This window comes from Leisingera caerulea DSM 24564 (assembly GCF_000473325.1).
Classification (GTDB): Bacteria; Pseudomonadota; Alphaproteobacteria; order Rhodobacterales; family Rhodobacteraceae; genus Leisingera; species Leisingera caerulea.
The window spans coordinates 2,035,727-2,061,622 of record NZ_KI421513.1 but is presented as its reverse complement, the minus strand read 5'-3'; the positions used below and the strand labels follow the sequence as shown (position 1 = coordinate 2,061,622).

At 60.0% G+C, this 25,896-nt stretch carries 28 protein-coding genes; 14 read left to right on the top strand and 14 right to left on the bottom strand.

All coding sequences use genetic code 11. The annotated features are described in order from the left end of the window. Nucleotides 1-257: 257 nt before the first annotated feature. The 3 genes from CAER_RS0117270 to CAER_RS0117260 all read right to left on the bottom strand — a co-directional run bounded on the left by CAER_RS0117270 (nucleotide 258) and on the right by CAER_RS0117260 (nucleotide 2,601). Nucleotides 258-1,175 carry a cation diffusion facilitator family transporter gene (locus tag CAER_RS0117270; protein WP_027236536.1) on the bottom strand — a complete coding sequence of 306 codons (918 nt, stop codon included), beginning with the start codon at nucleotides 1,173-1,175 and terminating at the stop codon, nucleotides 258-260. Then, nucleotides 1,165-1,935 carry a transglutaminase-like domain-containing protein gene (locus CAER_RS0117265; protein WP_027236535.1) on the bottom strand — a complete coding sequence of 257 codons (771 nt, stop codon included), beginning with the start codon at nucleotides 1,933-1,935 and terminating at the stop codon, nucleotides 1,165-1,167. Before CAER_RS0117265 ends, CAER_RS0117270 begins: the two co-directional genes overlap by 11 nt. A gap of 237 nt (nucleotides 1,936-2,172) precedes the next feature. Then, on the bottom strand, nucleotides 2,173-2,601 hold the full coding sequence (locus tag CAER_RS0117260; protein WP_027236534.1) for a MerR family transcriptional regulator: 429 nt from the start codon (nucleotides 2,599-2,601) through the stop codon (nucleotides 2,173-2,175). Between the two features lie 174 nt (nucleotides 2,602-2,775). Here CAER_RS0117260 and CAER_RS0117255 point away from each other — a divergent pair, with 174 nt between their 5' ends. Genes CAER_RS0117255 through CAER_RS0117225 form a run of 7 tightly spaced genes read left to right on the top strand, consistent with a single transcriptional unit; the run spans nucleotide 2,776 to nucleotide 7,396 of the window. Then, the gene (locus CAER_RS0117255) at nucleotides 2,776-3,372 is read left to right on the top strand and encodes an SCO family protein (protein ID WP_051357804.1); all 597 of its coding nucleotides are present in this window, start codon (nucleotides 2,776-2,778) and stop codon (nucleotides 3,370-3,372) included. Beyond that, the gene (locus CAER_RS0117250) at nucleotides 3,369-3,794 is read left to right on the top strand and encodes a disulfide bond formation protein B (protein WP_027236532.1); all 426 of its coding nucleotides are present in this window, start codon (nucleotides 3,369-3,371) and stop codon (nucleotides 3,792-3,794) included. The genes CAER_RS0117255 and CAER_RS0117250 overlap by 4 nt, the downstream gene beginning before the upstream one ends. Then, nucleotides 3,791-4,450: a DsbA family protein gene (locus CAER_RS0117245; protein WP_027236531.1), complete on the top strand. Its 660-nt coding sequence runs from the start codon at nucleotides 3,791-3,793 to the stop codon at nucleotides 4,448-4,450. The genes CAER_RS0117250 and CAER_RS0117245 overlap by 4 nt, the downstream gene beginning before the upstream one ends. 27 nt (nucleotides 4,451-4,477) lie before the next feature. Continuing rightward, nucleotides 4,478-4,942: a copper chaperone PCu(A)C gene (locus tag CAER_RS0117240; RefSeq protein WP_027236530.1), complete on the top strand. Its 465-nt coding sequence runs from the start codon at nucleotides 4,478-4,480 to the stop codon at nucleotides 4,940-4,942. Then, nucleotides 4,942-5,568 (top strand): SCO family protein, encoded by a 627-nt coding sequence (locus tag CAER_RS0117235; RefSeq protein ID WP_027236529.1) that lies wholly within the window; start codon nucleotides 4,942-4,944, stop codon nucleotides 5,566-5,568. Before CAER_RS0117240 ends, CAER_RS0117235 begins: the two co-directional genes overlap by 1 nt. Beyond that, a complete protein-coding gene (locus tag CAER_RS0117230) occupies nucleotides 5,565-6,938 on the top strand; it encodes a M23 family metallopeptidase (protein ID WP_027236528.1) in 1,374 nt (457 codons plus the stop codon). Before CAER_RS0117235 ends, CAER_RS0117230 begins: the two co-directional genes overlap by 4 nt. A gap of 2 nt (nucleotides 6,939-6,940) precedes the next feature. Continuing rightward, nucleotides 6,941-7,396 (top strand): DUF411 domain-containing protein, encoded by a 456-nt coding sequence (locus tag CAER_RS0117225; RefSeq protein WP_027236527.1) that lies wholly within the window; start codon nucleotides 6,941-6,943, stop codon nucleotides 7,394-7,396. Nucleotides 7,397-7,619: 223 nt separating this feature from the next. On the opposite strand, the gene CAER_RS0117220 is transcribed toward CAER_RS0117225, so the two are convergent. The 3 genes from CAER_RS0117220 to CAER_RS28160 all read right to left on the bottom strand — a co-directional run bounded on the left by CAER_RS0117220 (nucleotide 7,620) and on the right by CAER_RS28160 (nucleotide 11,700). Next, a complete protein-coding gene (locus CAER_RS0117220; RefSeq protein ID WP_035919395.1) occupies nucleotides 7,620-8,129 on the bottom strand; it encodes a L,D-transpeptidase family protein in 510 nt (169 codons plus the stop codon). Nucleotides 8,130-8,192: 63 nt separating this feature from the next. Further along, nucleotides 8,193-10,544, bottom strand: coding sequence for a heavy metal translocating P-type ATPase (locus CAER_RS0117215; protein ID WP_167332324.1), 2,352 nt, complete (start codon nucleotides 10,542-10,544; stop codon nucleotides 8,193-8,195). A gap of 490 nt (nucleotides 10,545-11,034) precedes the next feature. After that, nucleotides 11,035-11,700 (bottom strand): L,D-transpeptidase, encoded by a 666-nt coding sequence (locus CAER_RS28160; RefSeq protein WP_036797386.1) that lies wholly within the window; start codon nucleotides 11,698-11,700, stop codon nucleotides 11,035-11,037. Between the two features lie 477 nt (nucleotides 11,701-12,177). Between CAER_RS28160 and CAER_RS0117200 the strand changes: the two genes are divergently transcribed. Then, nucleotides 12,178-12,393, top strand: a complete 216-nt coding sequence (locus CAER_RS0117200; protein WP_027236524.1) for a hypothetical protein — start codon at nucleotides 12,178-12,180, stop codon at nucleotides 12,391-12,393. Nucleotides 12,394-12,407: 14 nt separating this feature from the next. Here the strand turns inward: CAER_RS0117200 and CAER_RS28155 are convergent, their stop codons facing one another. Next, nucleotides 12,408-13,061: a cytochrome c biogenesis CcdA family protein gene (locus CAER_RS28155; protein WP_082023080.1), complete on the bottom strand. Its 654-nt coding sequence runs from the start codon at nucleotides 13,059-13,061 to the stop codon at nucleotides 12,408-12,410. Between the two features lie 134 nt (nucleotides 13,062-13,195). On the opposite strand from CAER_RS28155, the gene CAER_RS0117190 reads away from it, so the two are divergent. The 6 genes from CAER_RS0117190 (at nucleotide 13,196) to CAER_RS0117165 (ending at nucleotide 20,319) form a co-directional block, all read left to right on the top strand. Beyond that, nucleotides 13,196-14,224, top strand: a complete 1,029-nt coding sequence (locus CAER_RS0117190) for an IS110 family RNA-guided transposase (RefSeq protein ID WP_027236523.1) — start codon at nucleotides 13,196-13,198, stop codon at nucleotides 14,222-14,224. A gap of 1,354 nt (nucleotides 14,225-15,578) precedes the next feature. Next, on the top strand, nucleotides 15,579-16,070 hold the full coding sequence (locus CAER_RS0117185; RefSeq protein WP_027236522.1) for an Lrp/AsnC family transcriptional regulator: 492 nt from the start codon (nucleotides 15,579-15,581) through the stop codon (nucleotides 16,068-16,070). A 161-nt stretch (nucleotides 16,071-16,231) separates the two neighbouring features. Next, nucleotides 16,232-17,374 (top strand): glycine cleavage T C-terminal barrel domain-containing protein, encoded by a 1,143-nt coding sequence (locus tag CAER_RS0117180; protein WP_027236521.1) that lies wholly within the window; start codon nucleotides 16,232-16,234, stop codon nucleotides 17,372-17,374. A gap of 33 nt (nucleotides 17,375-17,407) precedes the next feature. Continuing rightward, complete coding sequence (locus CAER_RS0117175; RefSeq protein WP_027236520.1) at nucleotides 17,408-17,857, top strand: OsmC family protein; 450 nt, start codon at nucleotides 17,408-17,410, stop codon at nucleotides 17,855-17,857. Between the two features lie 22 nt (nucleotides 17,858-17,879). Next, a complete protein-coding gene (locus tag CAER_RS0117170; protein ID WP_027236519.1) occupies nucleotides 17,880-18,680 on the top strand; it encodes an enoyl-CoA hydratase in 801 nt (266 codons plus the stop codon). Nucleotides 18,681-18,684: 4 nt separating this feature from the next. Further along, entirely contained in the window at nucleotides 18,685-20,319 is a 1,635-nt protein-coding gene (locus CAER_RS0117165) for an acyl-CoA synthetase (RefSeq protein WP_027236518.1), read from the top strand. A gap of 172 nt (nucleotides 20,320-20,491) precedes the next feature. On the opposite strand, the gene CAER_RS0117160 is transcribed toward CAER_RS0117165, so the two are convergent. Genes CAER_RS0117160 through CAER_RS0117130 form a run of 7 tightly spaced genes read right to left on the bottom strand, consistent with a single transcriptional unit; the run spans nucleotide 20,492 to nucleotide 25,896 of the window. After that, nucleotides 20,492-20,860, bottom strand: coding sequence for a hotdog family protein (locus tag CAER_RS0117160; RefSeq protein ID WP_027236517.1), 369 nt, complete (start codon nucleotides 20,858-20,860; stop codon nucleotides 20,492-20,494). Then, entirely contained in the window at nucleotides 20,854-21,210 is a 357-nt protein-coding gene (locus CAER_RS0117155) for a MaoC family dehydratase (protein ID WP_027236516.1), read from the bottom strand. Before CAER_RS0117155 ends, CAER_RS0117160 begins: the two co-directional genes overlap by 7 nt. Further along, nucleotides 21,203-22,693, bottom strand: coding sequence for a class I adenylate-forming enzyme family protein (locus CAER_RS0117150; RefSeq protein WP_027236515.1), 1,491 nt, complete (start codon nucleotides 22,691-22,693; stop codon nucleotides 21,203-21,205). Before CAER_RS0117150 ends, CAER_RS0117155 begins: the two co-directional genes overlap by 8 nt. A gap of 5 nt (nucleotides 22,694-22,698) precedes the next feature. Then, nucleotides 22,699-23,466, bottom strand: a complete 768-nt coding sequence (locus tag CAER_RS0117145) for an enoyl-CoA hydratase/isomerase family protein (RefSeq protein ID WP_084299581.1) — start codon at nucleotides 23,464-23,466, stop codon at nucleotides 22,699-22,701. Continuing rightward, nucleotides 23,463-24,059, bottom strand: a complete 597-nt coding sequence (locus CAER_RS0117140; protein ID WP_027236513.1) for a TetR/AcrR family transcriptional regulator — start codon at nucleotides 24,057-24,059, stop codon at nucleotides 23,463-23,465. Before CAER_RS0117140 ends, CAER_RS0117145 begins: the two co-directional genes overlap by 4 nt. Further along, entirely contained in the window at nucleotides 24,056-24,841 is a 786-nt protein-coding gene (locus CAER_RS0117135) for an alpha/beta fold hydrolase (protein WP_084299579.1), read from the bottom strand. The genes CAER_RS0117140 and CAER_RS0117135 overlap by 4 nt, the downstream gene beginning before the upstream one ends. Beyond that, the gene (locus CAER_RS0117130) at nucleotides 24,838-25,896 is read right to left on the bottom strand and encodes a branched-chain amino acid ABC transporter permease (protein ID WP_027236511.1); all 1,059 of its coding nucleotides are present in this window, start codon (nucleotides 25,894-25,896) and stop codon (nucleotides 24,838-24,840) included. Before CAER_RS0117130 ends, CAER_RS0117135 begins: the two co-directional genes overlap by 4 nt.

Genomic DNA, 25,896 nt, shown 5'->3' with positions numbered 1-25,896 from the left:
ACAAAATTCCCGATGAGATCGTGCTGCCCATGACGAGTGCGGCTAATTTAGGCGGGCTTTCAGCACAGCAATACAGCTGCCCGCGCGATTGCCTTCCGGTTTTACCCCTATCAATCTGCAGGCTGGAAGCATCCGTGAGTGATTTATTGCCGGGAGACGAGGAGATCTATTGTCTACCGGCAAGAGGCATCCAATCTTCCTCGGCATGAGACGCTTTCCAAGGCTTCCGCTGGAACCGGTGTGCCTTGCATCGACTGTCATGAACCATGTCCAAACAACTCCGCGCCGGTGTGCATGTTGGCGGATGCCTCAAACTCCAGAACGGAATAGCGGATGCCATAGTGTTTTGCGAGAGACGATTTGATATCCGACTTGATCTGCTCAGCATTGGCAAGGCATCCCTCTTCGACTACCACATGGCAATCGAGCGCGACCTCGTGTTCCTGCATTTGCCAAAGATGCACGTGATGAACATCGGCAACACCGTCCACGCTCCGGATCACTTCCACGACCCCCTTGCCGTCTATGTCCGGCGGGCTGCCCAGCATCAGCGTCCGGATTGGGCGGCCGATCTCGGTCACAGCGAGGTAGAGAATGTAAAGCGCGATACCAATTGTGATCGCAGGATCAACCCACTTCATGTCATAGAGAATGATGAGCGAGCCACCGATAATCACGGCGACTGAAGCCAGCGCATCAGAAAGGTTGTGCAGGAAGAGTGCTCGAATGTTAACACTGCCTTTCTGCATCGAGTAAGTGAGAAATGCGGTTAACGTGTCCACCACCAGCGCAATGCCGCCGAGGATTACGACAGTCCAGCCCGCAACCTCGGGGGGGTCGATCATCCGCATGCCCCCCTCGTAGATGAGATAGACACCAACCAGTATGAGCGTTGTGTAGTTGACCAGCGCAGCGACAATCTCGATCCGGCCGTAGCCGAAAGTCATACGCTCGTCGGCGGGCCGCCGGGCGATCTTGCGCGCGGCAAACGCGATGAGGAGAGATGCCATATCTGAAAAGTTGTGCAGCGCGTCCGCGATCAAAGCGAGGCTGCCCGCGAAAATTCCGCCGACGACTTGAGCGATGGTCAGAAGGGCATTCGCCCAGATCGCGATGGAAATCCGACGGTCTCCAGAAGCAGGATCGATATGAGCATGGCCATGATCATGCGGCATCTTGGTTTTTCTCGTGGCGGTGGTTCACTAGGCCCAGTCCCGGGATGTGCGGCACGTGCCCGGACCGTATTGCGCGGACACGAGCATTCATCCAGTGGCGGATAACTTTGCGATAGAGCCAGTCACGCAAAATTCCGAACGCCTGCCGGTGGTCCCGGTAGAATTCGTCCGGTGTGCCGAAAGTTCCAAAATCCCGGACAATACCAGTTTTCTGAATGTAAGTGTCTCCACCTGTCCAATCGACTGGTGGCGCGCTCAAACAATTGGTTCCGGCACCATAGCCGCATAGGCTTTCGGTACCGGAAAAGGCGGCCTGGAGCGTCCCTAAGAATGCCTCGTCAAGGATGAAACCCTCGAGATTGACCCAGCCTTCCTCTGTCTCGGCCTCCACCCATGAATGCAAGATCTCGTCTGGAGCAATTGGATAAACGATCTCTGGTACCACGCCCCGCTGCAGCGCCTTGTGGATCGTGAAGCCATGCAGCCGGCACCGCACACCCACTCCGCGTAAAAGCGCCATGAGCAGTGTGCCCTTGGTGTTGCACTGGCCGTAGCCGTCGGTGAGAACCCTGGAGGCTGGGATGTCATCCGCGTGGTTGTAACCAAAGGCAATCTCGTTGCGGACGAAGCCGTACACCGCGCCGATTTGCTCATGCTGGGCCAGTTCCTTCCACCCGCGGTTCGTTATTAGCCTGGCAATTGACGGATGGTCAAAGTCCAATAGCCTCGTAGGCTTAAGAAGCGGATCTGCCGGATACACTGCATTTCTCCTCGAATCTTGCAAGAAGGGGTGTAACCGCTACAGTAACTGTAGCTTCAAGCCCTAATCCTGCAATCGCTATCCAGGATTGTCAGGATCACTTGCCTTTAAGCTGTTATGTGGTCCACTCCTTTTGCAGGCTGTGAGCCTCCAGACTTCGTGCTCGCAGCGGCTGCCTTCGAAAGAAGGCATGTCAGTGCTTAAATGCACAACGCCCCGGATAGTTGAGAGCTGCACTCATGCGCCGATTTCGTCGTGCTCCGTCAGACATTCGGCATGATCACGGAGCACCTCAAGGACCCGGCAATCAGATGTCTTGCCGCCACTGCATTCATGCACCATTCGTTCAAGCTCAGTGCGCAGCGCCTCAAGTCTGGCGATCCGCTGATACACCTGCTTCAACTGCCGCCGTGCTATAGCATCGGCTTCGTCGCAGGACCGTTCCGGATGGTCGCTCAGATCGAGTAGTTCCCGGATTGCATCCAGAGAAAAGCCGAGCTGGCGCGCGTGACGGATGAAGGATAGGCGATCAAGCTCGGCTTCACCATAGCGCCGCTGACCGCCTTCGGTCCTGCCTGGTTCGGGCATCAGGCCAATCTGTTCATAGTAGCGGATGGTCTGGACTTTGGTGCCAGTCTTCTTTCCCAAACTGCCAATCGTGAGCATACGCACCCCCAGGACGCTACAGTTCTGGTAGGTTTAATTGGGTCTGGCACTGGCCACAACTCAATTCACAGACACGCGACAAAGTCCCTCTCCTGAAAAAAACGGTTGAACCTCTAGTAGCTGCAGGGTGTAGACGCGCAAAAAATACGTGGAATCAGAAACGGGCTGCTTGCTTTGAAGCTTAAACTCCTTCGGAAAATTCTTTGGGCGCTGGCGGCTGTTGCGCTAATTTGGCTTTTGCTTTGGGCGGATTATCGTGCGGATCAGGCACGTGAGACGCAGTCGGCTTTCCGTGCGGCCTTCGAACTCACGGACCATCAAGGAATAACACGGACGCAGGAAGACTTCGCCGGGCGGTGGATGCTAGTCTTTTTTGGCTTCGCGAACTGCCCCGATGTCTGCCCGACGACTCTCGCTGAGGTCGCCGCTGTGATGGAAGGTCTAGGTCCGGACGCCGGGCGGATTCAGCCGCTCTTCATCTCGATCGATCCCGAGCGCGATACACCAATGACGCTTGCAGATTTCGTACCGCGCTTCGAGGCCGGCATCATCGGTCTCACGGGGACCCCGGACCAGATCGACCGGACAGCGAAGAGCTTTCACATCTTTTACGAAAAAATCGAGGAGGCTGCGGCCCCCGGCGGTTACACTATGGGGCATTCCTCGCAGCTGTTCCTTTTCGATCCTGAAGGTGGCTATGTCACGGCGTGGCCCTATGGCACGCCAGCAGAAGAGATCGTATCCAGTCTGAGAGAGCAGATTTCCTTATGACATTCAGGCTATCATCCGACACGTCGCTCGCAGCCGCATGGATCGTTGCACTAGTTTCCTCACTGTCTGTTTTGTTCATTGGCGAGGTTCTGGGGCAGACGCCTTGTGTCCTCTGCTGGTTTCAACGGGCATTCATGTTCCCGCTGGCGGTTGTGCTGGGTTGCGGGCTCTGGTGGCGGGACAGGAGGGCCGGCCGCTACGGTGTCGCGCTTTCTCTCGCCGGCGGAGCCATCGCATTGTGGCATCTCGGCCTTTTCTGGGGGCTCATTCCCGAACGCATCCAGCCCTGTACTGCGGCAGGTCCGTCCTGCACTGACCAAGGCCAGCTTGTCCTCAGCGTGCCAATCCCGCTGCTCTCGTTCCTGGCCTTTGCCCTCACCGCTGCCCTGTCAGCCGCTTCTTTGAAGGAAAATACCGAATGAACCGCCGCTCATTGATCCTTTCCGTTTCTGCTCTCGCAGTTGCGGCCTTTTCTGGCGCCTCTTGGTATGCAACGCGATCAGAGCCCATTGGGGAGGCCTCTTCAGTCACCCCGGAGATTGCCGACGCTTTGATCCGGCCCTATTCGCCGGTTCTCGGCCCCGAGGGTGCGACCGTGACGATCGTGGAGTTCTTCGATCCTGCGTGCGAAGCCTGCCGCGCATTTTACCCGGTCGTGAAGGATATTATGGCCGAGCATGGCGATACAGTGCGTGTGGTGATCCGCTACACACCGTTTCACGGGGAAGCTTCGGAAGAAGCGATCCAGGTCCTCGAAGCTGCGCGCATGCAGGGGGTCTTTGAGGAAGTTCTGGAAGCGATACTGCGGGATCAGCCCCGCTGGGCGTCCCACGGTGCGCCCGAGCCCGGCCTCATCCTCAATATCGCTGCGGTCGCAGGTCTCGACGCAGAAGCCGCGCGGACGCAAATGCGCCTGCCGGATATTGTAGGCATCCTCAATCAGGACCGTGCCGATGTCGAAGCCGTGGGTGTGCGCCAGACGCCGACCTTCTTTGTGAACGGCAAGCCGCTCGCTACTTTCGGCGAGGCAGAATTGCGCGCGCTGGTCGCAGCCGAAGTCGCGGCAACCAATAGCTGAGTGACAATCTGAAAGGAAACTGGCGAAATGAAACCGGTACTTCATGCTGCCCTTGCAGCACTTGTGCTGCCACTCGGCGCCGCCTCCGCCGCGCTGGCCGGTTCCGGCCAAGTGAGCATCGAGAATGCCTGGTCGCGGGCATCTATCGGCACCAGCCGTCCCGGAGCTGCCTACATGGAGATAGTGAACGAAGGCGATGAGCCGGTCACACTGACAGGTATCAAGACTGATATTGCCATGATGCCTGAAATTCATCGGAGTTCGACGAACGAACAAGGCGTCAGTTCAATGGCTCCCGCGGGTGACGTGTCTATTGCGGCAGGAGAGACCGTCGCGCTGGAGCCCGGCGGTCTGCATGCCATGCTGATGAAACTTCAGCGCCCGATGAAGGAAGGGGAGACTTTTCCGCTTTCGCTTGTTTTTTCGGACGGTGGCTGGGTAACGGTCAACGTGCCGGTTCTTGGCATCGCAGCGCGCGGCCCGGGAAACTGATGCGGCGGCGTTCAGCTCTCGGATATGGCGCGGCGGCATTTGGTGCGATTGGCCTGACACTCTTGCTGGGCTGGTGGCGTGTAGACGGCCCCGGCGCACCAGAGCCCATGGACCAGCGGCCCTTGCCGCTTACGGCGATGGACTTCCGCCTGACTGACCACAAAGGGCAGCCAGTCGGCCCTGATACGCTTGTCGGGCGCCCGTCGATGATATTCTTCGGCTTCACCTACTGTCCTGACGTCTGCCCCACGACGCTCTCGGACATCTCAAGCTGGCTGGACATGATGGGCGAGGACGCCGAGCGGCTGAACACCATCTTTATCACGGTAGATCCCGAGCGCGACACTGTCGACGCTATGGCAGAGTATGTCGGCTACTTCCATTCGGCGATCCGCGGCTGGACCGGTCCAGAAGCGCAGATCAAGCGTGCAATCGAGGGCCTTCGCGCGACCTATGAGAAGGTTACTGGCGAAGATGGGAGATACACGATGAACCATACGGCGAAGGTCTTTCTGTTCGATGCCGAGGGACGCTTCGTCAGCACTATCGACTACCACGAACCGAGAGAATTCGCAGTTCCGAAAATCCGACGCGCGATGAAAGTTAGACTGGAGGGAGCAACATGAGGTTGAGGTGCCTGATGGCCGGGCTGGCGGTAACGAGCGGGATTTCGGCGGCGGTCGCAATGGTCGCCACATCCTACTCAACTACGCCTGTTCAGCCGACCCTAGCCGAGGCTGGCGTTTGGGAACCTGCGCCTCTCACACCGCCTCGGTTTGTGGAAGGCCCCTCTTACAGGCTTGCCCGCACGCGGCCTGGAAGTGCGCCGGACTTTCGTCCGCCGTTCCTTCCGGCCGTGGTAAGGAACGATGCTCCGCTGACTGCCATAGAACCGCCACTCATCACATGGTCACGCGAAATAGCTCCGGGCGAGACGCTTGATGCGGTTCTGGCCGAGGCCGGGCTTGCCGCCACAGACCGCGCAGAGATCGCCCTTGCGATTGACGCAGAATACGATCTCCGCCGACTGCGCCCCGGTCACGCAATCACTGTCATATCCACGACAGATGGAAGCCCTCGCAATGTGACCCTTGTTGTCGAAGAGGGCATACGGATCGAGGCATTATTTGGAGAGCAGCTCGCCACCCGGGTTGTGGCCCCTGAACCCGAAATCGTGACCCTTGCTGGCGAGACCAGGATCGAAACCTCGATCTTCGGGGCACTGGACGATGCCGGGATACCAGCCCGGTTCGCCGTCGATCTGGCGCAAATGCTGGGCGGCACAGTGGATTTCCGGCGCGAACTGAGCGGCGGCGAGACGCTGCGCCTTCTCTGGCGCGAGGCGCGGGTTGCGAACAAGGCTGTCCGCCAGCCCGAAATTTCGTTCGCTGCATTGGACCTTGGAGACGCTCTCTATGAAATCGCCTGGCCAGAGGATGGAACCGGCAAGGCTACAATCTATCTCGACGGCGAAGTGCTGCGTGTCTTTTCCCAGCCAGTAGAGGGCGCGCGGCTAACTTCCGTCTTCGGCCGCCGCAAGCACCCGGTCTTTGGCAATGTCCGCATGCACACTGGTGTGGACTTTGCTGCAGCGCGTGGAACGCCTGTCCGCGCCACTGCGCCCGGAAGTATTGCGTTTATTGGATGGCGCGGTGGCTATGGCCGTGTTGTCGAGATTGCCCATGGTGCGGACACACTGACCCGATATGCTCATCTCAGCGCCGTGCCCGAAGGCCTTGCTGAGGGTCAACGCGTGTCGGCCGGGGATACCATTGGCCGGATCGGCGCGACGGGCACTGCGACCGGCCCCAATCTGCATTACGAGGTGCGCGTAGACGGCCGGCCCACTGACCCGCTCTCCGATGACCGGCTCGCCGAGGCCACCAGGCGTGCAACACCGGACACAGCGGCGCTTACACGCCTGAGGGCGGCACGCGCCAGGCTGGAGGAGCAGCTTGCCAGCGTGATCGCCGAGAACCCCAATGAAAGGCTTTGACCATGAAACGACCGATCGCCGCCCTGGCATGTGCTCTTGCCCTGCTCCCCGCCGCACAGGTGCTGGCCCAATCGACGCCCATTGAGGTTAAAAAGACCAATGGCTGCGGTTGCTGCCTCGCTTGGATGGAACATCTGGGGGAAAGCGTGTTTGTTCCAAGCGGAAAAAACATGTTCGCAGGGCTGCTCGTGCGGTTCAAACTCGACAACGGTGTGCCGCAGCGCATGGTTTCTTGCCACACAGGTCTCACCGAGGGTTACGTAATTGAGGGGCATGTGCCCGCGGCCGACATTCGCAGGCTCCTTGCCGAGCGTCCCGACGCAGTGGGTCTTGCCGTACCCGGCATGCCGCTCGGATCGCCTGGTATGGATCAGGGCAGCTGGCGAGAGGCTTACGATGTGTTCCTTATCAACAATGACGGCTCGACCGAAGTCTACGCCAGTTACCCCGGCAACTGATCAGCACGATTGCACGCGGGCTGAGAACGGAGCTGTATTCCTCTGTTCGCCTGGCCGTTCAGGCTACCTTGCAACCAAATCACTTGATGATCACAGACCGGTTTCGTTTCTACGGACGGAGTATACCGATGCCTGCGAGGTGATCGTGATGGTGTTTGCAATCTCGGCCTTCAATGCCGCAATTCAAGCACCATTTGCGTGACTGCCCGCCGTCGAGCGCGGTCTATGCATATATTTCGATGGGCGTCCCGTCCCGCACCATTGCATAGACCTCTTCGATCTGGCGGTCGGACACAGAGATACAGCCTGCGGTCCAGTCGCGTTTGTTCATTGGGTCAATGCCCCGTCGCGGCCCGCCATGGATGAAGATGTCACCACCCGGAGATTTGTCTTGCGCCGCTGCAAATGCGATGTCCGCCTCGTTTGGATAAGAGATGCCGATGGAGAGGTGGAACAGACTGTCAGGATTGCGCCGGTCAATGAGGTAGGCGCCTTCGGGTGTTCGTCCATCCCCCTCAAATTGCTTATGACCTTCCGGTGCAAACCCCAGCCCGACCGGGTAGGTGCGCAAAACACCCTCAGCGCCATCCAGAACAAGCAAACGTTCTGATTTGTAGAGCCGCAAACGGGTAACTTCGGGCCCGGTATAACTACGGAACTTGCTTGCACAGCCGGATAGGAGGACGGCAATGCCGCCCAGTAGAATTCTGCGTCTCGGGATTCTGTTGATCATCGCTGCTCGGTGCCATTATTGACGGCTTGTTACCACAACCCTAGTTGAAGGGCCGGCACCAAATCAATGACCATGTGCCAAAGCGCCCTTCGCCATTTGTTCACCTGCTGGCTCGCCGCCTTCCGGCGGCGACTTGTGGCGGCCGTCCGCGTTCAGAAGCCGCAGCGCATTGGCCACCACCAGCAACGACACACCCGCGTCCGCAGCAATGGCCCCCCACATCGAGGCCATTCCGAATGCAGTCGCCACGACAAAGGCGGTTTTCGTCGCTAACGAAAGGCCGATATTCTGGCGGATGATGCTCATCGTGCGGCGCGAATGGGCAATCAGCCACGGCACCTTGGCGATGTCATCTGTCATCAGCGCGATGTCCGCCGTCTCGATGGCCGCGTCCGAGCCTACGGCGCCCATGGCGATGCCGTAATGCGCCCGCGCCATGGCGGGGGCATCGTTTACGCCGTCCCCAATCATGGCAACAACCGAATGGCTGTCCACCAGTTCCTCGATGGCGGTTACCTTGTCTTCTGGCAGCAGTTCAGCGCGAACCTCGTCGATACCGACTTCGGCTGCTACCGCGCGCGCCGTGCGCTCGTTGTCGCCAGTTAGCATGACAACGGTGTTGACACCCTGTGCGTGCAATCGAGAGACGATGCCTTTGGCGTCAGGCCTGATCCGGTCGCGCAGTTCAAGAACGCCCAACACGCCCGTCTCGTCGCCCAACGCGACCAGCGTCGCCCCCGCCCCTTCGATCCGGTCCCGCAACTCATCAGGAATGGCATCCCCAAAACCTTTCTCCGCGGCGAACCGGTCAGAACCAAGCCAGACGGGCCGGTCACCCATGCGACCTTCGAGCCCTCGCCCCGGCACCGTGCGGGTATCCTCCGCAGCGGCTACTGAAACGGCGTCCCGCCCGGCGCGCTCGAGGATAGCGCGCGCTAGCGGGTGCGAGGAGCGCATCTCCAGCGAAGACGCCAGCGCAAGCAGGTCCCGCGCCTCCACCATTCCAAGCGGATGGATTGCCGCAACCTCCGGTCGGCCCTCGGTGATCGTTCCGGTCTTGTCCAAGGCCAGCGCCGTCGTGCGGCCAGGTGCCTCGACATAGGCGCCGCCCTTGATCAGCACGCCCGCCCGCGCCGAAGAGGCCAGCGCCGCAACGATCGAGACAGGCGTCGAAATCACCAGCGCACAGGGGCAGGCGATGACCAGGAGCACCAGAGCATTGTAGAACCAGAAGCCCCATGCGCCGCCAGCAAGTGGCGGAAGAACCGCGAGAGCGATTGCCAGTGCCATGACTACCGGCGTGTATATCCGCGCGAACTTCGCCACCCACTGTTCCACAGGAGCGCGGCGGGAATGCGCGTCGCCAACCATGCGTATGATTTTCGAAAGCACTGTGTCCGATGCCTTCTTCGTTGCCCGCACAGTAAGAGTGCCTTCACCGTTGATGGTGCCGGCATAGACTTCGTCGCCCGGTTCCTTTGGCACCAGAGCGCTTTCACCGGTAATGGGGGCCTGATCAACAGCACCCGCTCCCCCTACGACTTCACCGTCAAGCGGAATGCGGTCGCCGCCGCGCACAATGAATTTTGCATTTACAGCTACCGCGGACGCTGGAACCTCCGCTTCCGATCCATCGTCATAAAGCACCCTTGCCGTGGGGGGCGCGAGGTCCAGCAGCGCCGAAACTGCGTTCCTCGCCCGGCCGACACTCCAGTTTTCGAGATAAAGCGAAAGCGAGAAGAAAAAGGCGACCGTCGCGGCCTCGAAGAATTCGCCAAGGCCGATGGCGCCGGCCACGGCGACGACCATCAGGAGGTTCATGTCGGGCGAGAACCGCCGCGCTGAGGACCACGCCTTGGGAGCGACGAGCCAGACGCCAAAGAGGATCGCAACCGCGAAGAGTCCGGCTTCGGCCATCGGCATCGGTCCCTCCCCATGACCAGCGAACAGCCCTATAGCCCCGCTCATACCGGTCTCGACGATGTGGTAGAGGAAACCTGCTGCCCAAAATCCGCCACTCAACGCGGTGAAGCGCCATTGACGTGCCAGATGCGCTGCCTGATCCTTCGCTGCGTTCTTGACGTCCCAGGGCTTCGCACTCATCCCGGTACTAGCGACCAACTTGGTGACCTCGGAGTCGGATAGTGCTATTGCGGTATCAAGGATCGTCATGCGTCCGTTGATCACGTCAAACGCCAGGTGCTCGGTTCCGCCCACACTCGGACCCACGGCCCGGTTCAGAATTGCCACCTCTTCGGCGCAATCGAGTCCGGAGACCTGGAAACTGCGCCCGTTAGCAGGGGGCGGGCCTGCCGGACCAATGTCCCCGCAGGTTGAAGCACCGCCGCAGCAGGCAGATTCATGATCCTGCGTGCAGGTGCTATTGTCATCGTTACGGCGGGTTTCGAGCGGCATAGGCGGACCTTCAGATTCGACGAGATCCTTCGAACCTAATTCCTACAGCACCTAGAGCTTCAAGTGGTCAAACGCGTTTTTTCGCTAGACGCTCAAATGCGCCGTAAATGCGAGGGTCCGACCTCTGGCTTGTGGCGAAACATACCGTATGCCAGATTGCCGACGGGAAACAAAAAAGCAAACGGCAGAGGTTCAGATGCAGAAACGAAATGCGGCAATCGTGGCCACAATGCTAATTCTGGCAGGATGTTCTTCCTCTACTAGTGTCTCCGGCAACGCCGCAACGCGGGTCGGAAACGTGCCTGACGCCGTCGTTGATCTCGCGGCTCCGGGACAAAATCTTGCGTCTGCACGGCTTCTGCCTGAAGACGGCTGCTACTGGTATGAGCATAGCGGGCCAGTTGAAACCACGTTGCTGCCGCTTAGAACAACGGCGGGAAACCCGATCTGTTCGAAACCAAACGCATAGATTAGGTCACCAACCTCCCCCTCAACTCCGTGAAGTGATGCCGTCTTCGGCCTCATACAGATAGGCCGTCGAGCCGGTTTCCACGTTTGGGTAGAGATCGTTGATATGCGCCATAACCATGCGGACGCATCCTGAACTCGCCCTGCCACCGATCGAACGCGGCCAAGGCGTTCCATGAATACGCAGGTAGGTATCGCGGTTTCCAACAAACAAATAGAGAGCGCGGGAACCTAGCGCGTTCTTGGGGCCTGGTTCCTGCCCGTCTGCATACTGGGAATAGGCCTCCGGGTCGCGTTCGATCATGGATTGAGTAGGCGTCCAATGCGGCCACTCAACTTTTCGCCGGATGGTGTAAGTGCCAGGTTCGTACAAATTGCCACGGGCTATGGCCACACCATAGCGCATGGCAGTTCCCCCCTCTTCAATGTGGTAAAGGTATCTCGCAATGGCATCGACATGGATGTCCCCCGGCACCAACCCGTCGTTTGCAACGACCCGGGTGGGAAGGAAACGTTGGTGCAGCCCCCATGGATTAGACGTTGCCGGATCATAGTTTGGCGGTGTGATTTGAGCGTCCCAATTTGCCTTCTGTGTGGCAGTCGGCCAAGATCCGGCCCACACCGGTTCTGCGATTGCAGTAGAGAACAGTGCTGACGAACTTGCGACAAAATGGCGTCTCGTAATCATATCTGAGATTTTCTCCTGTGCCCTTTGATTGCTTCAAATTACCCCACTCCGATAAGAGCTACAGCTACTAAAGGGTCAAGGGGTTTCTGAGGCCAGCGTAGATTTCTGGACCGAGCTATTTTTGCTTACTGTCCCAACCTGGCAAGGCCTCCGTGGGTAGGGAAAACTGATCAGTTCATCACATGGAGGTTTCTGACAGAGAAGTTGAATGGCAGATTTCGGCCCATTGCGCCACGCGGTGGCTTCGATGGCAGGGCGAATATCGGCGTGTTCAAGTCACGGCTCGTTCAAGTATTCTGACCTTAGAGACGGGGTAGTTGTGCCAAAATCGATTCAGAGCCATTTTGAATGCCTATGACGCGTCCCGACATCATGCCGATTGACACGCAGACCGTTGTAATAGACGTGGCGCAGCTCTTGTACCGTACCGGATAAGTCTTGACACTCCAGCGCCGGAAAGCTGCATTGTGTCTGTCAATGAACCGGAAGCTGATCATTGATGTCCCTTTTTATACGGGCGAGGCGGACTACGGCCAACTCGCCCGGAACGTTCATGCGCTGGATCCAACCGCGAGGATCGACTGGGCGGCCGACTGCCGGCTCGTGCAGATAGAATCCAACTCTAGTGCCGGCCTTGTACTCGCGGTGGTGGAACAGACAGGTTTGATCCCAGGATCGGTGCTAGGAGTTTGACAATCATTTGGCTGCTAGCCGATCCGCCCGAGGACCGGAAAGACATCGAGCAGCCAGTAGGACAGCGCGGTGAGCTGCCCGGTCATCATCGCAAGCCCCATCACGACCATGACCGCGCTCGCGGCCTGATGCAGGCGGCACCCGACCCGTCTGGCGCCTTGCAACCGGCCGACAAGCCGATCGGTGAAACCCGCAACAATCAGGAACGGCACGCCAAGGCCTGCAGAATAAATCGCCAGTAGCAAGACCCCTTGCCCAACCATGGCGCTCGCCGCACTGGCGGTGAGGATCGCACCGAGAATTGGGCCAATGCAGGGGGTCCAGCCGAAGCCGAACGCGAGGCCCAGAACATAGGACGCGGCCGGCCTGCCGCCGGGGACGTCGAGATGGAACCGAAGATCCCGTTCCATGGCGCCGATCCGCGCCGCGCCGATCATGAACAGCCCGAACAGAATCACGATGCCACCGCCAACGAGGTTGAGTTCATAACGCCACCGCAACAGTGCCTGACCCAGGGCCGTTGCCGAAGCCCTGAGTGCCATGAATATCGTTGAGAACCCGAGCACGAAGCAGAGGTTGAGCCAAAGGGTCTGAGCCCGGCTGACCTCTTCGACATCACCAGCAGTGGCTGGAAAGCTGCGATGAGCGTGCCGCGGTTGCGAGCGAATGCTGCGTCAGCAAACACCCGAAAAGGCAACGGCTGCAAAGTTCCGCACTGTGATGGAGTGGATGCCCCTCCCGACGGCATCGTGATGTGCCATGCTGGTACTGTCTTAACAGACCAGAAACAGAGGAGGCGACAATGGAAATGGTTGCGATCATAGGAGTAGATTTAGCAAAGCGTAGTTTTCAGGTGCATGGGGCAGCGGCTGACGGCAGTGTTCTGTTCCGCAAAAAGCTGTCTCGGGCGCAAGTTTTGGCATTTTTTGTACAACAACCGAATTGCACAGTTGCTATGGAAGCTTGTGCAACCGCGCATGACTGGGGGCGTCAGATCGAGGCACTTGGCCATGATGTGAAATTGATACCGCCCATCTATGTGAAACCTTTCGTCAAACGGCATAAGAATGATGCGGCTGATGCAGAAGCGATTGCCGAGGCTGCGTCACGTCCAACGATGCGAACAGTCGCCGTGAAAACACATGAGCAGCAAAGTCGGGCGGTTTTGTTCCGGACACGTGACCTGCTTTTGAGGCAACGCACGCAGCTGATCAACGCCCTGCGGGCTCATCTCGCCGAGTTTGGCCGGGTGGCACCAAAAACGACGACAAATATCAAAAGTCTGAGGGAAATCTTGGAAGATCCCGAGAACGGTCTGCCAAAAGTGGTGACAGATGTTGGATCAATCTACCTTGGTCAGATCGCTACACTAACAGAACAAATAGGCAGGCTTGAAAAGCAGGTACGCATCGAAGCGACAAGAGACGATAACGCACGCCGTCTCCAGACCATGCCAGGCATCGGTCCGATAACTGCAATGGCTGTCTCGGCCTTCGCCCCACCTATGGAAATCTTTCGTCGGGGTCGGGATTTTTCTGCGTGGGTAGGGCTGGTACCGAAGCAACACTCGACCGGGGGAAAGCAGAAATTGGGCCGAACGTCGAAGATGGGGCAGAGAGATATCCGCAGGCTCTTGGTCATCGGTGCCATGTCCGTAGTGAGGATGGCGATTCACAAGGGTGCCCCTGAAGCATCTTGGCTCCAAAGGATGCTCGCAAGAAAACCACGTATGGTCGTCGCAATTGCACTCGCAAATAAGATGGCGCGCAGGTTATGGGCCATGTTGGTGAAACACGAAGATTACAGAGACCCGGCTATCGCCGCCGCGTAAGCGTTGCGATGGCCGGTACGTCGGGAATGTGAGGAGGTCTTTGAGTGTAAGGGCAAATGATCGGAAAGATCGGGTTCAGTAAAACCAGGAACTCACACCGGGATAATCAACCCGCCACTGTGATGTGGAACTGAACCGCGTATCTCCATACCGGCCAGCGGCGTCTGAAACGCCGCATAAACAGGCCTGACAGATGACCGCATCCGTTCACATTCCCAAACGCTCAAAAAACAACTTGCATTAAAGGGGGCCTCCACAGATGTGAGTTGTGGCAGGGATGGTGAAAGTTAGTTTCTGATCTCCCCGGCAGCTTCCATCCGACGGGTCGGCACGTTCCTGCAGTCTGCCCGCATCAAAAAATGCCGGATCCTGGTTCCGCATTGAGCATCGCCGCGCCAATGGTTCAGAAAATCACCCGCTTCGGAAAAACACACCCCAGTACTAATTTTTTGCTCTTCCACGTCCTTCAAAAGAAGCTCCGTCGCACGCCTATCCGGCGTCCCCCGTCCCCAATGCACGTGCCGGTCAAGCCAGCTATTTCGGGCCCGGCCACCTTCAGCCCGGTCATTGGATTAAGTAAGAGAACTCAACAAGTACCGCCCTTTCCCCTTCATGGAGTGAATGCCGTACTGCCAACGTGATGATGAATGAGGTCAGCCAGTGCAGCTCCGCATGCTCAAATGAGAAGATCAGGACAGACTGATGGGCTTTCCAGCAGGGAACATCCGCTGACCGGGTGCGGTAGGCCTACTGCGAGCAAACCTGTGCAAAATCCGTGCAAAGGGGTACGTGTAGTCTGGTTTTTCCGATTGTTTTAGAGGTGTTATCTGTTGGGTGCATGCCCCTTAGCAGGGGAGCGCCTTCGACCACTCGGCCACGTCTCCGCTGACCCGTATATGTTCCGCAAACCAGAGAAACAAGGCGTTTTTTCAAAAAACTTCCGGCCCCGGGAAAATGAGGATTTCAACCCATCCCCCGTGACATTTGCAGAACTGCACATGAGTCGCGTGCTAAATCCGCGAAGGTCATTGCCGCTGCTGTTCACGGCGTAATACCCGCGGATGGGATGATCAGAAATCCACCCAAGCTGTTTCGCAGTGCCTCCTTACGAGGCGCCTTTGAGAGCCACCTCTCCAAGGCGACAAATGCGGAGGAGGCAGCGGAGAAGTGCACATAACCCCGGGGACGTCGCTTTATCCCGGCTGATGGACGCAATTGGTGCCGCGGAAGCCCGGATGACACCTGATGTTCCGGGGTGCCTGAAAAACTGCCCTGCCGGGCAAGATGTTGCTTCCGGGTTTTTGCTGGTGATTGTATTGGGGCATGATGCTGTTGCAACGAAAGACTCTGATGGATGGACAAGTTCAGCCTTGATGCGACCGACATCCGCATTCTCAGCGCAGTCCAGAAGCATGGCCAGCTGAGCAAGACCAAGCTGGCAGAAATCGTCAACTTGTCAGCGACCCCCTGCTGGGCCCGTCTGGCCAGGCTCAAGGCGTCCGGTTTGATCCGCGGTTATCACGCCGACATTGCGCTCGACCGCGTCTGCGATTTCACCCAAGTGGTGGTGACGGTCTCGCTCACCCATCACCGCAAAGCCGACTTTGACCGCTTCGAGGCCCATATCCGGACCCTGGACGAGGTGACCGAATGCATCGCCACCGGCGGCGGCATGGATTATGTTCTCAAGGTTTTCACCCCCAGCCTGGCCGCCTTTCAGGATCTGATGGACAGCCTGCTGGCGGATGAGCTGGGGGTCGACCGCTACATGACCTACATCGTGACGCGCCATGTCAAATCCACGCAGCCGAATCTTGCCAGGCTGGCCGCCAGACCCGGCAAATGACGGGTTCCGCCTGAACGGTCTGCAAGCCTGCCTGACATCAGTCCGTCCGGTCTGTCCACGGCCTGTTTTCAGTCCGCTCCCAGCCCGCATCTGCGGGTAATTCTTCACCCGGTTGAAACAGTCCGCGGCCGGCCCGGCCGACGGTGCAAAGGGTGAAAAACATGATGCAATCAGACGGTTTCGGGTTCGGCACGCAGATCCGCAAATCCCCCTATTTCGACGCCACCGTCCGCTGGGGCGCCAAGGCATTTTCGGTGTACAACCACATGTACATCCCGCGCGATTTCGGCGATCCGGAGCAGAATTTCTGGAACCTGGTGAACGACGCGATCCTTTGCGATGTGGCGGTTGAACGCCAGGTGGAGATCACCGGCCCGGATGCGGCGAAGTTCGTGCAGATGCTGACCCCGCGCGACCTGTCGAAAATGGCGGTCGGACAGTGCAAATACGTGCTCATCACCAATGCCGACGGCGGCATCCTGAACGACCCGATCCTGCTGCGGCTGGCGGAAAACCACTTCTGGTTCTCGCTGGCCGACAGCGACATCCTGCTGTGGGCGCAGGGTGTGGCGGTGCATTCCGGCATGGACGTCACCATCTGCGAACCCGACGTGTCGCCGCTGCAGCTGCAGGGACCGAAGTCCGGTGAGATCATGCGGGCGCTGTTCGGCGACAGCATTATGGACCTGAAGTACTACTGGCTGCGCGAGGTGGTTCTGGACGGCATTCCGCTGATCGTGTCGCGCACCGGCTGGTCCAGCGAGCTGGGTTATGAGCTGTATCTGCAGGACGGATCGCGCGGCGATAAGCTGTGGGAAAAGATCATGGCCGCGGGCAAACCCTTCGGCCTGAAACCCGGCCACACCTCCTCGATCCGCCGCATTGAGGGCGGCATGCTATCCTATCACGCCGACGCCGATATAAGCACCAACCCGTTTGAGCTGGGCTTTGACCGTCTGGTGAACCTGGACATGGAGGCCGAGTTCATCGGAAAAGCTGCTCTGCGCCGTATCAAGGACGGAGGCGTCAGCCGCAAACAGGTTGGGCTGATCTTTGAGGGGGACCCGCTGTCCGGGCCCAACACCACCTTCTGGCCGGTCAGCAAAGATGGCGCTGCCATCGGCAAGGTCACATCCGCCGTCTACTCGCCGCGGCTGAAGCAGAATATCGCGCTGGCGATGGTTTCCGCGGAAGAGGCCGTCATCGGCGCAACCGTCGAAGTCATGGCCGCCACCGGCCCGGCCCGTGCCACCATCGTGGAACGGCCGTTCTATGACCCGAAAAAAACTCTCGCTGCGGCCTGAGTGCAGGCGGCGGAGACAATGAGGGATACCACGATGTCAGACCTTTCGATCCAGCTGCACTGGCAACGGGCCGAACCTGTGCTGCAATCCGGCCAGTATTCGAATGCCCACACGGTGCAGTACAACAACAGCTATGATGTCCAAGTGGACTCCGCCCCCGACTGGGGCGGAGATCCGGGCAACACCAACCCGGAACAGGCGCTGGCATCAGCTCTGTCCAGCTGCCACATGATGACCTTTCTGGCGCTGGCGGCCAAGGCCGGCTGGCCGGTGGCCACCTACCACGACTACGCCGAGGCGCATCTGGGAAAGAACCCCAAGGGGCAGATGTCAGTGACTCGCATCGACCTGCACCCGGTGGTGCGGTTCGACACCGGATTCTCCGTCAGCGGCAAGGAGCTGGAGGAGATGCAGGACCGCGCCCACCGCTACTGCTTCATCGCCAACACGCTGGCTGACAGCGTTGAAATCAACATCCGTTAAGCCTCGGAAAAGGAGATGTCCTGTGCAACAGCCTGATATTCTGCTGCGCGATCTGGATGACGCCGGCATCCTGCGCCTGACCTTGAACGATGCCGGTCGGCGCAATGCCCTGTCCGAGGCGATGCTGGCAGCGCTTGCCCAGGCCTTTGCGGAAGCCAGGGAAGACCCGCAGGTGCGCGTCGTTGTCCTGGCCGCAAACGGCCCTGCCTTTTGCGCAGGCCACGACCTGAAGGAGATGACCGCCGGGCGTGCGGCTGCGGACGGCGGGCGGGCCTATTTCGCCAAGGTGATGGCGATGTGCTCTGCCACTATGCAGGCCATCGTCAACTGCCCCAAGCCGGTGATTGCCGAGGTCACCGGGATCGCCACCGCGGCGGGCTGCCAGCTGGTGGCCAGCTGCGATCTCGCCCTCGCCGCGGACACCGCGCAGTTCAGCACGCCAGGGGTTCATATCGGCCTGTTCTGCTCAACGCCGATGGTCGCCCTGTCGCGAAATGTCTCCAATAAACACGCGATGGAAATGCTGCTGACCGGCGGCATGACCCCGGCCCGCCGGGCAGAGGAGATCGGCCTGGTAAACCGGGCCGTTCCGGCGGCAGAGCTGCGGGAGGCCACGATGGACATGGCCCGCAAGATCGCCTCCAAGTCGATGATGACCCTGGCAACCGGCAAACGCGCCTTCTATGCGCAGCGGGAGATGCCCTTGGCCGACGCCTATACCTATGCTTCCGGCGTGATGGTCGACAACATGCTGGCCCGTGACGCGCAGGAAGGCATCAGCGCCTTCCTCGAAAAACGCAGCCCCCAATGGCAGGATCATTAAGACCATGACGGAGAACCCGTACAACACCGGTCTTGACCGCACTCCCGCGAACTATCAGCCGCTGACGCCGCTGACCTTCCTCGAACGCGCCGCGAGCGTCTTTCCCGACCGTACAGCAATCGTGCACGGGTCCTTGCGGCGCAGCTATGCGGAGTTCTACGCGCGGTCGCGGCGGCTTGCCTCGGCCCTGGCCAAAAACGGGATCGGGCGCGGCGACACTGTGTCGGCGCTGCTGCCCAACACGCCGGCGATGCTGGAGTGCCACTACGGTGTGCCGATGTGCGGAGCGGTGCTGCATTCGATCAACACACGGCTGGATGCGGCTGTGATCGCGTTCCAGCTCGACCATGCGATGTCGAAGCTGGTGATCGTGGACCGGGAGTTCATGCCGCTGATGCTGGAGGCGCTGGCGCTTGCCGCGGTGTCACCGGTGCTGATCCAGTACGACGATGCGGAATATGACGGCGCGCAAACAGAATCGGAGGCCGCCGACTACGAGGTGTTCCTGACCCGCGGCAACCCGGAGTTCGCATGGGCCATGCCCGAGGACGAATGGGATGCGATCTCGATCAACTACACCTCCGGCACCACCGGCGACCCCAAGGGCGTGGTCTCGCACCACCGCGGCGCCTATCTGCTGGCGCAGGGCAATGCGCTGACCACCTCGATGCAGAAACACGCGGTGTATCTCTGGACTCTGCCGATGTTCCACTGCAACGGCTGGTGTTTCCCCTGGACACTGTCCGCGATCGCCGGCACCCATGTGTGCCTGCGGCAGGTGCGGGCGGAACCGATCTGGAACGCCCTGGCGGATGAGGGCGTGACCCACCTGTGCGGCGCGCCCATCGTGATGTCGCTGCTGATCTCGGCACCGCAAGAGACCAAACGCGATCTCGCCCGAACCGTGCAATTCTTCACCGCCGCCGCGCCACCGCCGGAAAGCCTGCTGGCAGACATGAAGGCCGCAGGCTTCGACGTGACCCATCTTTACGGGCTGACGGAAACCTACGGCCCTGCGGTGGTGAATGACTGGCACCACAGCTGGTCGGATCTGCCGCCCGCCGAACAGGCCGCGTTGAAGGCGCGCCAGGGCGTGCGCTACCTGCCGCTGGAGCAGTTGGACGTGCTGGACCCGGAAACGATGCAGCCGGTGCCGCGCGACGGCCAGACCATGGGCGAAGTGATGTTCCGCGGCAACGTGGTGATGAAGGGCTATTTCCGCAACCCCAAGGCCACAGAGGAAGCCTTTGCCGACGGCTGGTTCCACTCTGGCGATCTGGGCGTCATGCATCCTGACGGCTACATCCAGCTCAAGGACCGCTCCAAGGACATCATCATCTCCGGCGGCGAGAACATCTCCTCGATCGAGGTCGAAGAGGCGCTGTACTGCCACCCGGCTGTTGCGGTGGCGGCTGTGGTGGCAATGCCGCACGATAAATGGGGGGAAACCCCCTGCGCCTTTGTCGAGCTGGCCAATGGGCAGGAGGCTGACGCGGAGGTCTTGCGCAGCTGGTGCCGCACCCGTCTTGCCCCCTACAAGGTTCCGGGCAGGTTCGTGTTTACGGCGATACCCAGAACCTCAACCGGCAAGATCCAGAAATTCGCCCTGCGCGAGCAGGCAAGGGAGTTGACGTCCTAACGGGACAGGCACGTCCGGCGCCTGCTCCGGCCTGCCCGCATCCAGACCACCAGCCATATAAGCATCCGTTGCAAGAGACGGGGATTTGTACAGCGCACCCTTGGCGGGCCGCTCAACGATCAGCAATTCAGTGCCAGGGCCGAACGGCCCAGTACGGCTCTTCCCTGGTGTTTCAGGCGGGAAAGGCGCCCGGAACGTCCTTGGCCTTCACCAGACTGCGTCCTTCGCAAAGGACCGTGCCATCCGGCGCGGTGCAACTGGCCCAAAGATCCACAAGTTGTTTCTCCGGCCGCAGCCGGGTGATTTCAACTTTGGCCTCCAGCGCAGTATTCAGCGGTGCGGGGGCTTTAAACGCCAGATCCTGTTTCAGATAGTTGGTGCCCGACCCCGGCAGCTCTACCCCAAGAAGATAAGAGAACAGGGCCGCGATCAGCGGCTCTGGCACGCTTTCCGCACTGGCACCGCTCAACGCCGCATAAGCCGCAAGGTCTTTCCGGGTGTAGCTGCGTGTGATCCGCGCCGATTGCCCTACAGTCAGCATGTGATCTCTGCCTCCCCGACTAAGCATTCCGCGCCATCCGACACCCGCGTGACCAGCATCTTCACGCGGCCCGGCGCTTCTTGCGCAATCCGCAAGCTAAGCTCCTCGCCCGCAAAAGCCGGGTTCGGGAACATCAGGCTCTGGCTGACCTGAGCAAGATCTTCGTCGTGCCGCTTGAGCATCCCCCAAAGCTTGGAATAGATCAGCATCCCGTGGCTCACCGTGCGTCCAAAGGCCGTGGAAGCACAGAACACGGGGTCCACATGGATCGCGTTGTCATCGCCGGAAACGTCCGCAAAAGCGTCGAACTCTGCTTGCGCCGGGGTCCAGTATTCCTGAAGGTCAATCATAGCTGAATGCCTCGCGCAGCTTGGGTTTGCATACTTTGCCGGCGGCCGTGCGGGGAAAATCTTCAACGATCCTCACATGTGCAGGCACCTTGTACCCGGCAAGCCGCTCCCGGCACCACGGGCGCAGGGTTTCCGGTGCAAGCGTGTGATCCGGCCGGAGCATCACGAAAGCCGCGCCTGCTTCGCCCCACTTTTCGTCCGGCACGCCCACAACCGCTGTTTCCAGAATGGCAGGGTGGGCATTCAGCACCCTCTCGACTTCGGCGGGGTAAACATTTTCGCCGCCCGAGATGAACATGTCCTTGATACGGTCGACGATAAAGTAATAGCCATCCGCGTCGCGCCGCGCGACATCGCCGGTGGCCAGCCAGCCGTCCCCGGCAAGTGTCTTCTCCGTCGCGTACGGGTTGCCGAAATAGCCGGGTGTGACCCCTGGTCCGCGAACCTGCAGTTCACCCGCCCCTTCGGCACCATCCGCCACTCCGTCCAGGCGCACTTCGACAAGGCTCTGAGGTCTCCCGACGGATCCGATTTTCTGCGCCGCATGAGCTGGATCCATCAGGAAAACGGTCGGGCCGGTTTCGGTCATCCCCATGCCGTTCAGCACATTGGCACCCATCGCGCCAAAGAAGCGGATCAGCGGTTCGGGCAGAGGCGCCCCGCCGCAGCCGCAGCGGATCGAAGACCAATCCAAATCTTCGATGCCCGGCATCAGCGACAGGGCCTGGTAAACCGCCGGCACAGCGAAGAACTGATTGATCCGCCCGGATGCCAGCAGGCCCAGGACCGCTTCGGCCTCGAATTTCGGCAGAATGGTTGAACTGCCGCCGGTCAGAAAAACCGGCAAAGTGTACAGATTGATACCAGCGGTGTGAAACAGGGGCAGAAAACAAACCGCCCTGTCCGTTGAAGCAATATCAATGGCCTGTCCGATATTGACGGTATTGGCCCAGGCCATGCGCGCCGTTTGGATGACCGCCTTGGGCAAGCCGGTGGTGCCGGAGGTGAACAGCAGGTACCATGGACGCTCAGAGGGCACTGGAGCCTTCAGTGCCGGCCCCCCGTCTCTGATCCAGCCGGCAAGATCATCCTCTATTGTCAGGACCGGCGCGCCCATACCCGCCGCCGCTTCGCGGGCCGTGTCCAAAAACTCCGCGTCCGTCAGCATCAAGGAGATCCCGGCCTGAGCCAGGATTTCCACCAATTCCAGCGCCGGCTGCCGCCAGTTCAGCGGACACAGAATGACCCCGGTTTTCTGGCAGGCGAACAGTGAAATAAAGAACTCCACCCGGGTCTGGCAAATGATAGCGACGCGGTCGCCTTCAACCAGGCCCCGCGCCCTGAAGCCCGCCGCGACCGCATTCGCCGCATCATTTATCCGGGCAAAGCTCCAGCCGCGTCCGGTCGTGGTATCGTGAAAAGCCAATTCACCGGGCGTAATCTCTGCCCGTTTTGCGGCCATATCCGGGATTAAATCAAACATCACGCTTATCCGGTTGAGTGAAGAAAATCTGTCATGCGCAACAGGGTTTCCTGCCGCCCGATCAACTTGCGGAAGGCGGCTGTCTCCGCGTCCAGCCCCGCCCGGACAGCGGTCAGCCGCGGGCTGTTCCAAATTATCGACTTTGCTGCCAGCGCAGAGCCTGCGTCAATGCCCGCCAAGAGCGCCAGCGCCCGGGTTTCCGGATCTGCATCAACCGCCTGAACCAGTCCGAGGCGCTGTAATTCCGCTGCGTCGCGGCGGCAGTTTGCCATCAGCCAGCTCTGCGCCGGTCTGGCACCGATCAACTCAGGCAGCAGCGCGGTCCACCCGCCATCCGGGGCAAAGCCCATGACGCCGTAATAGGGTTGCACAAAGGCGCCCTGCTCAGCGGCGGCGATGTCGGATGCAAACAGAATACCAGCCGATCCGCCGGTTGCGGCCCCGCGCACCGCTGACGCAATCACCACGGGCATTGCGATTATCCGCATGATCAGGTTTTGCAGGACCGGGACCACTTCATCAGCGTAGCTCTCAGCGCGGCCATTCTGTGCCGCCTCGAAAAACCGGCGAACATCGCCCCCGGTTGAGAAGTTGCGACCGCCGGTGATCAGAGCCTTTCGGGCGCCGGATTGCTCCACTGTGTCGAACGCACGGTGCAAGTCCCGCAAAAGACCGGGTTCCAGCGCATTTGCGCGAGGAGCCTTCATCGTGATCCGGAAGCAAGGTTCGCCGTTTGGCAGAACTACCTCGTCGCAGGAGACTGATCCGCTCATGGCGCCAATCCGTTGCAAATGAACTTGTGGGCCTCGGCAACAACCCGTTCGATGTCAGCCTCGTCCTCCCAAAGAACGAACCGCTCACCCAGGGTCTTGGCGATTCCCATCAAAGCCCAGGCGCGCACCTCGGCGTCGCCCGGAGAAATCTCTCCGTTTCCGGCTGCTTGATCCAGCTGATCCGCGTATGCCTTGCCGAACTCGGTGTAATATTCGCGGTAGGCTTCCGGATCGACAAAGCGGGCTTCCTCGACAATGCGGTATTGCAAGGGGCGGTCGCGCACCACGGTCAGATAGGCCTCCAAACCTGCGCGCTCAGCCTCCAGCCGGTTTGCAGCCCCGGCGACCCGCTCTGCGGCCTGGGACCGGGTGGCGTGGCCCATGTCCTGAACCAGTTCCCGAAAGACTTCGTCCTTGCCCGAGAAATAGATGTAGAAGGTGCCCAGCGCGGTTTCGGCGGCTCGGGTAATGTCCGCGATGGAGGCTGCGGCAAAGCCCTTCTGGCCGATCACCTGTTCGGCTGCGGCCAGGATCTTGGCCCGGCGTTCCTGTCCGCGTTTGGTTTTGGGTTTGGCGGTTGTCGGCTTGGTCATCGGGTCACTTCTTGGTCTTGATTTGGTGTCGCGAGCCCTTCTGCCGCAACAAAGCGCCTGATGGCATCGCAAAAGGCCTCAGGCTCTTCCAGATGGGGCGAATGCCCTGAAAACGCGAAACTTTCCACCCGGGTGTGCTTGGCCTGCGACGCGATCCATTGCGCAGCTTCCTGGCTGTATAGCCTGCTCTGCGACCCAGAGCAGACAAGGTAGGGAACGGCGATCTTTGCGATCGTTTCCCGCTCATCCATGGCAACCAGATCGTCCCACAGCGGGCGCAGGCGTGCAGGATCTTGTGCCAGCAGCAGTTCAATTATGTCCTCGCGGCTTGGGACCGGATCGCTGGAGAGGGCGTACATATTGCGCGCGATACTGCTGGCCATGCGGGGCCACTCCGGTACGATTTTTCCAGAGGTTGCCAGAATGGCCTCGGCGCTTTGCCCGATCAGGCCCAGATCCCAATCCTCATCCGGCAGCATCCGGGGGCTCATGTCGATGGTGATCAGCGCGCGCAGTCCCGCCGTTCCATGCTTCGCCACATGGCGCCATGCGGCCCCTGCCCCCATGGACCAGCCGGCCAGGATGGGCCGGTCCAGACTCTCGATCCACTGCGTTGCAACGGCCGCGCAGGCGTCAAGGCTCGCCTCGTCTCCCAGCCGTCCGCCGTGCCCCGGCAGATCGGGGGCATAGCAGTCGAACTCTGGCCCCAGCCGCTCTGCCGTGTCGTTGAACTTTGCCCCGTTCATCGCCCAGCCATGGAGAAAGAGAACAGGAATTGTCATGACGCGCGCCGTTCGCGCAACCGGCCGACAATACCGGACGGGAAGAAATAGACACTGAGAATGAACAGGATGCCCAGCCACATCAGCCAGCGGTCCGGATCCAGCAGATCGGGGATCAGCGGCAGGGCGGCGGTTGACTCAGAGGCGCTGCCCATCAGGTTTTGCAGATAGGTTTGCGCCAGGATGAACAGGGTCGCCCCGATCACCGCGCCATACATCGTTCCCATGCCGCCGATCACGACCATCAAGAGGATGTCGAGCATGATCTCGAAGCTGAGCGTGGTATCTGGCCCGACATAGCGCAGCCAGATGGCAAAGAGGCTACCCGCCAGCGCAGCCGTAGCCGCCGACAGGCAGGTGGCAACGGTACGGTACCACACCACGCGGTATCCGATCGCCTCGGCCCGGAAATCATTCTCGCGGATCGCCTGCAGCACGCGGCCGAACGGCGAGTTCACGATGCGCAGAAGCAGCAGGAACAAGAGGAGCGAGGCGGTGAACACCAGATAGTAATTCAGGATCTTGCCGCTGACCCGTGTGCCTAGAAACTCGCCCATGCGGTTGGCCGAGGTCAGAACCCGCGGTATCTTGTAGGTCAGGCCGTCCTCGCCGCCGGTGATGGCAGAGAATTGCGACACAAGGACCGCGACAGCCGACGCCACGGCCAGCGTGATCATGGCAAAGAAGATCGCCCGCACCCGCAGGCTGAACAGGCCGATCAGCAGCGCCAAGACAACGGCTGCCAGCGCACCGGCGAACGATCCGGCCAGAAGGGCATCAAATCCGCGTCCCATATGCGTTGATGCAAGCGCGACCCCATAGGCGCCAAGGCCGAAAAACATCGTGTGAGCAAAGCTGACGATCCCCCCGTAGCCCAGCAGAAGGTCATAGCTTGCCACCAGCAGGATGAAGATGCAGATCCGTGCTGCTGTATCCAGCGGGCGCACGCCGTCAAAGATGAACGGCGCACCGGCCAGGCAGATCAGGATCACCAGCAGCACGGCGGTCAGAACAGCAGAGCGCGGCTTATCGCCGGAGAGCAGTTTAACGATCAT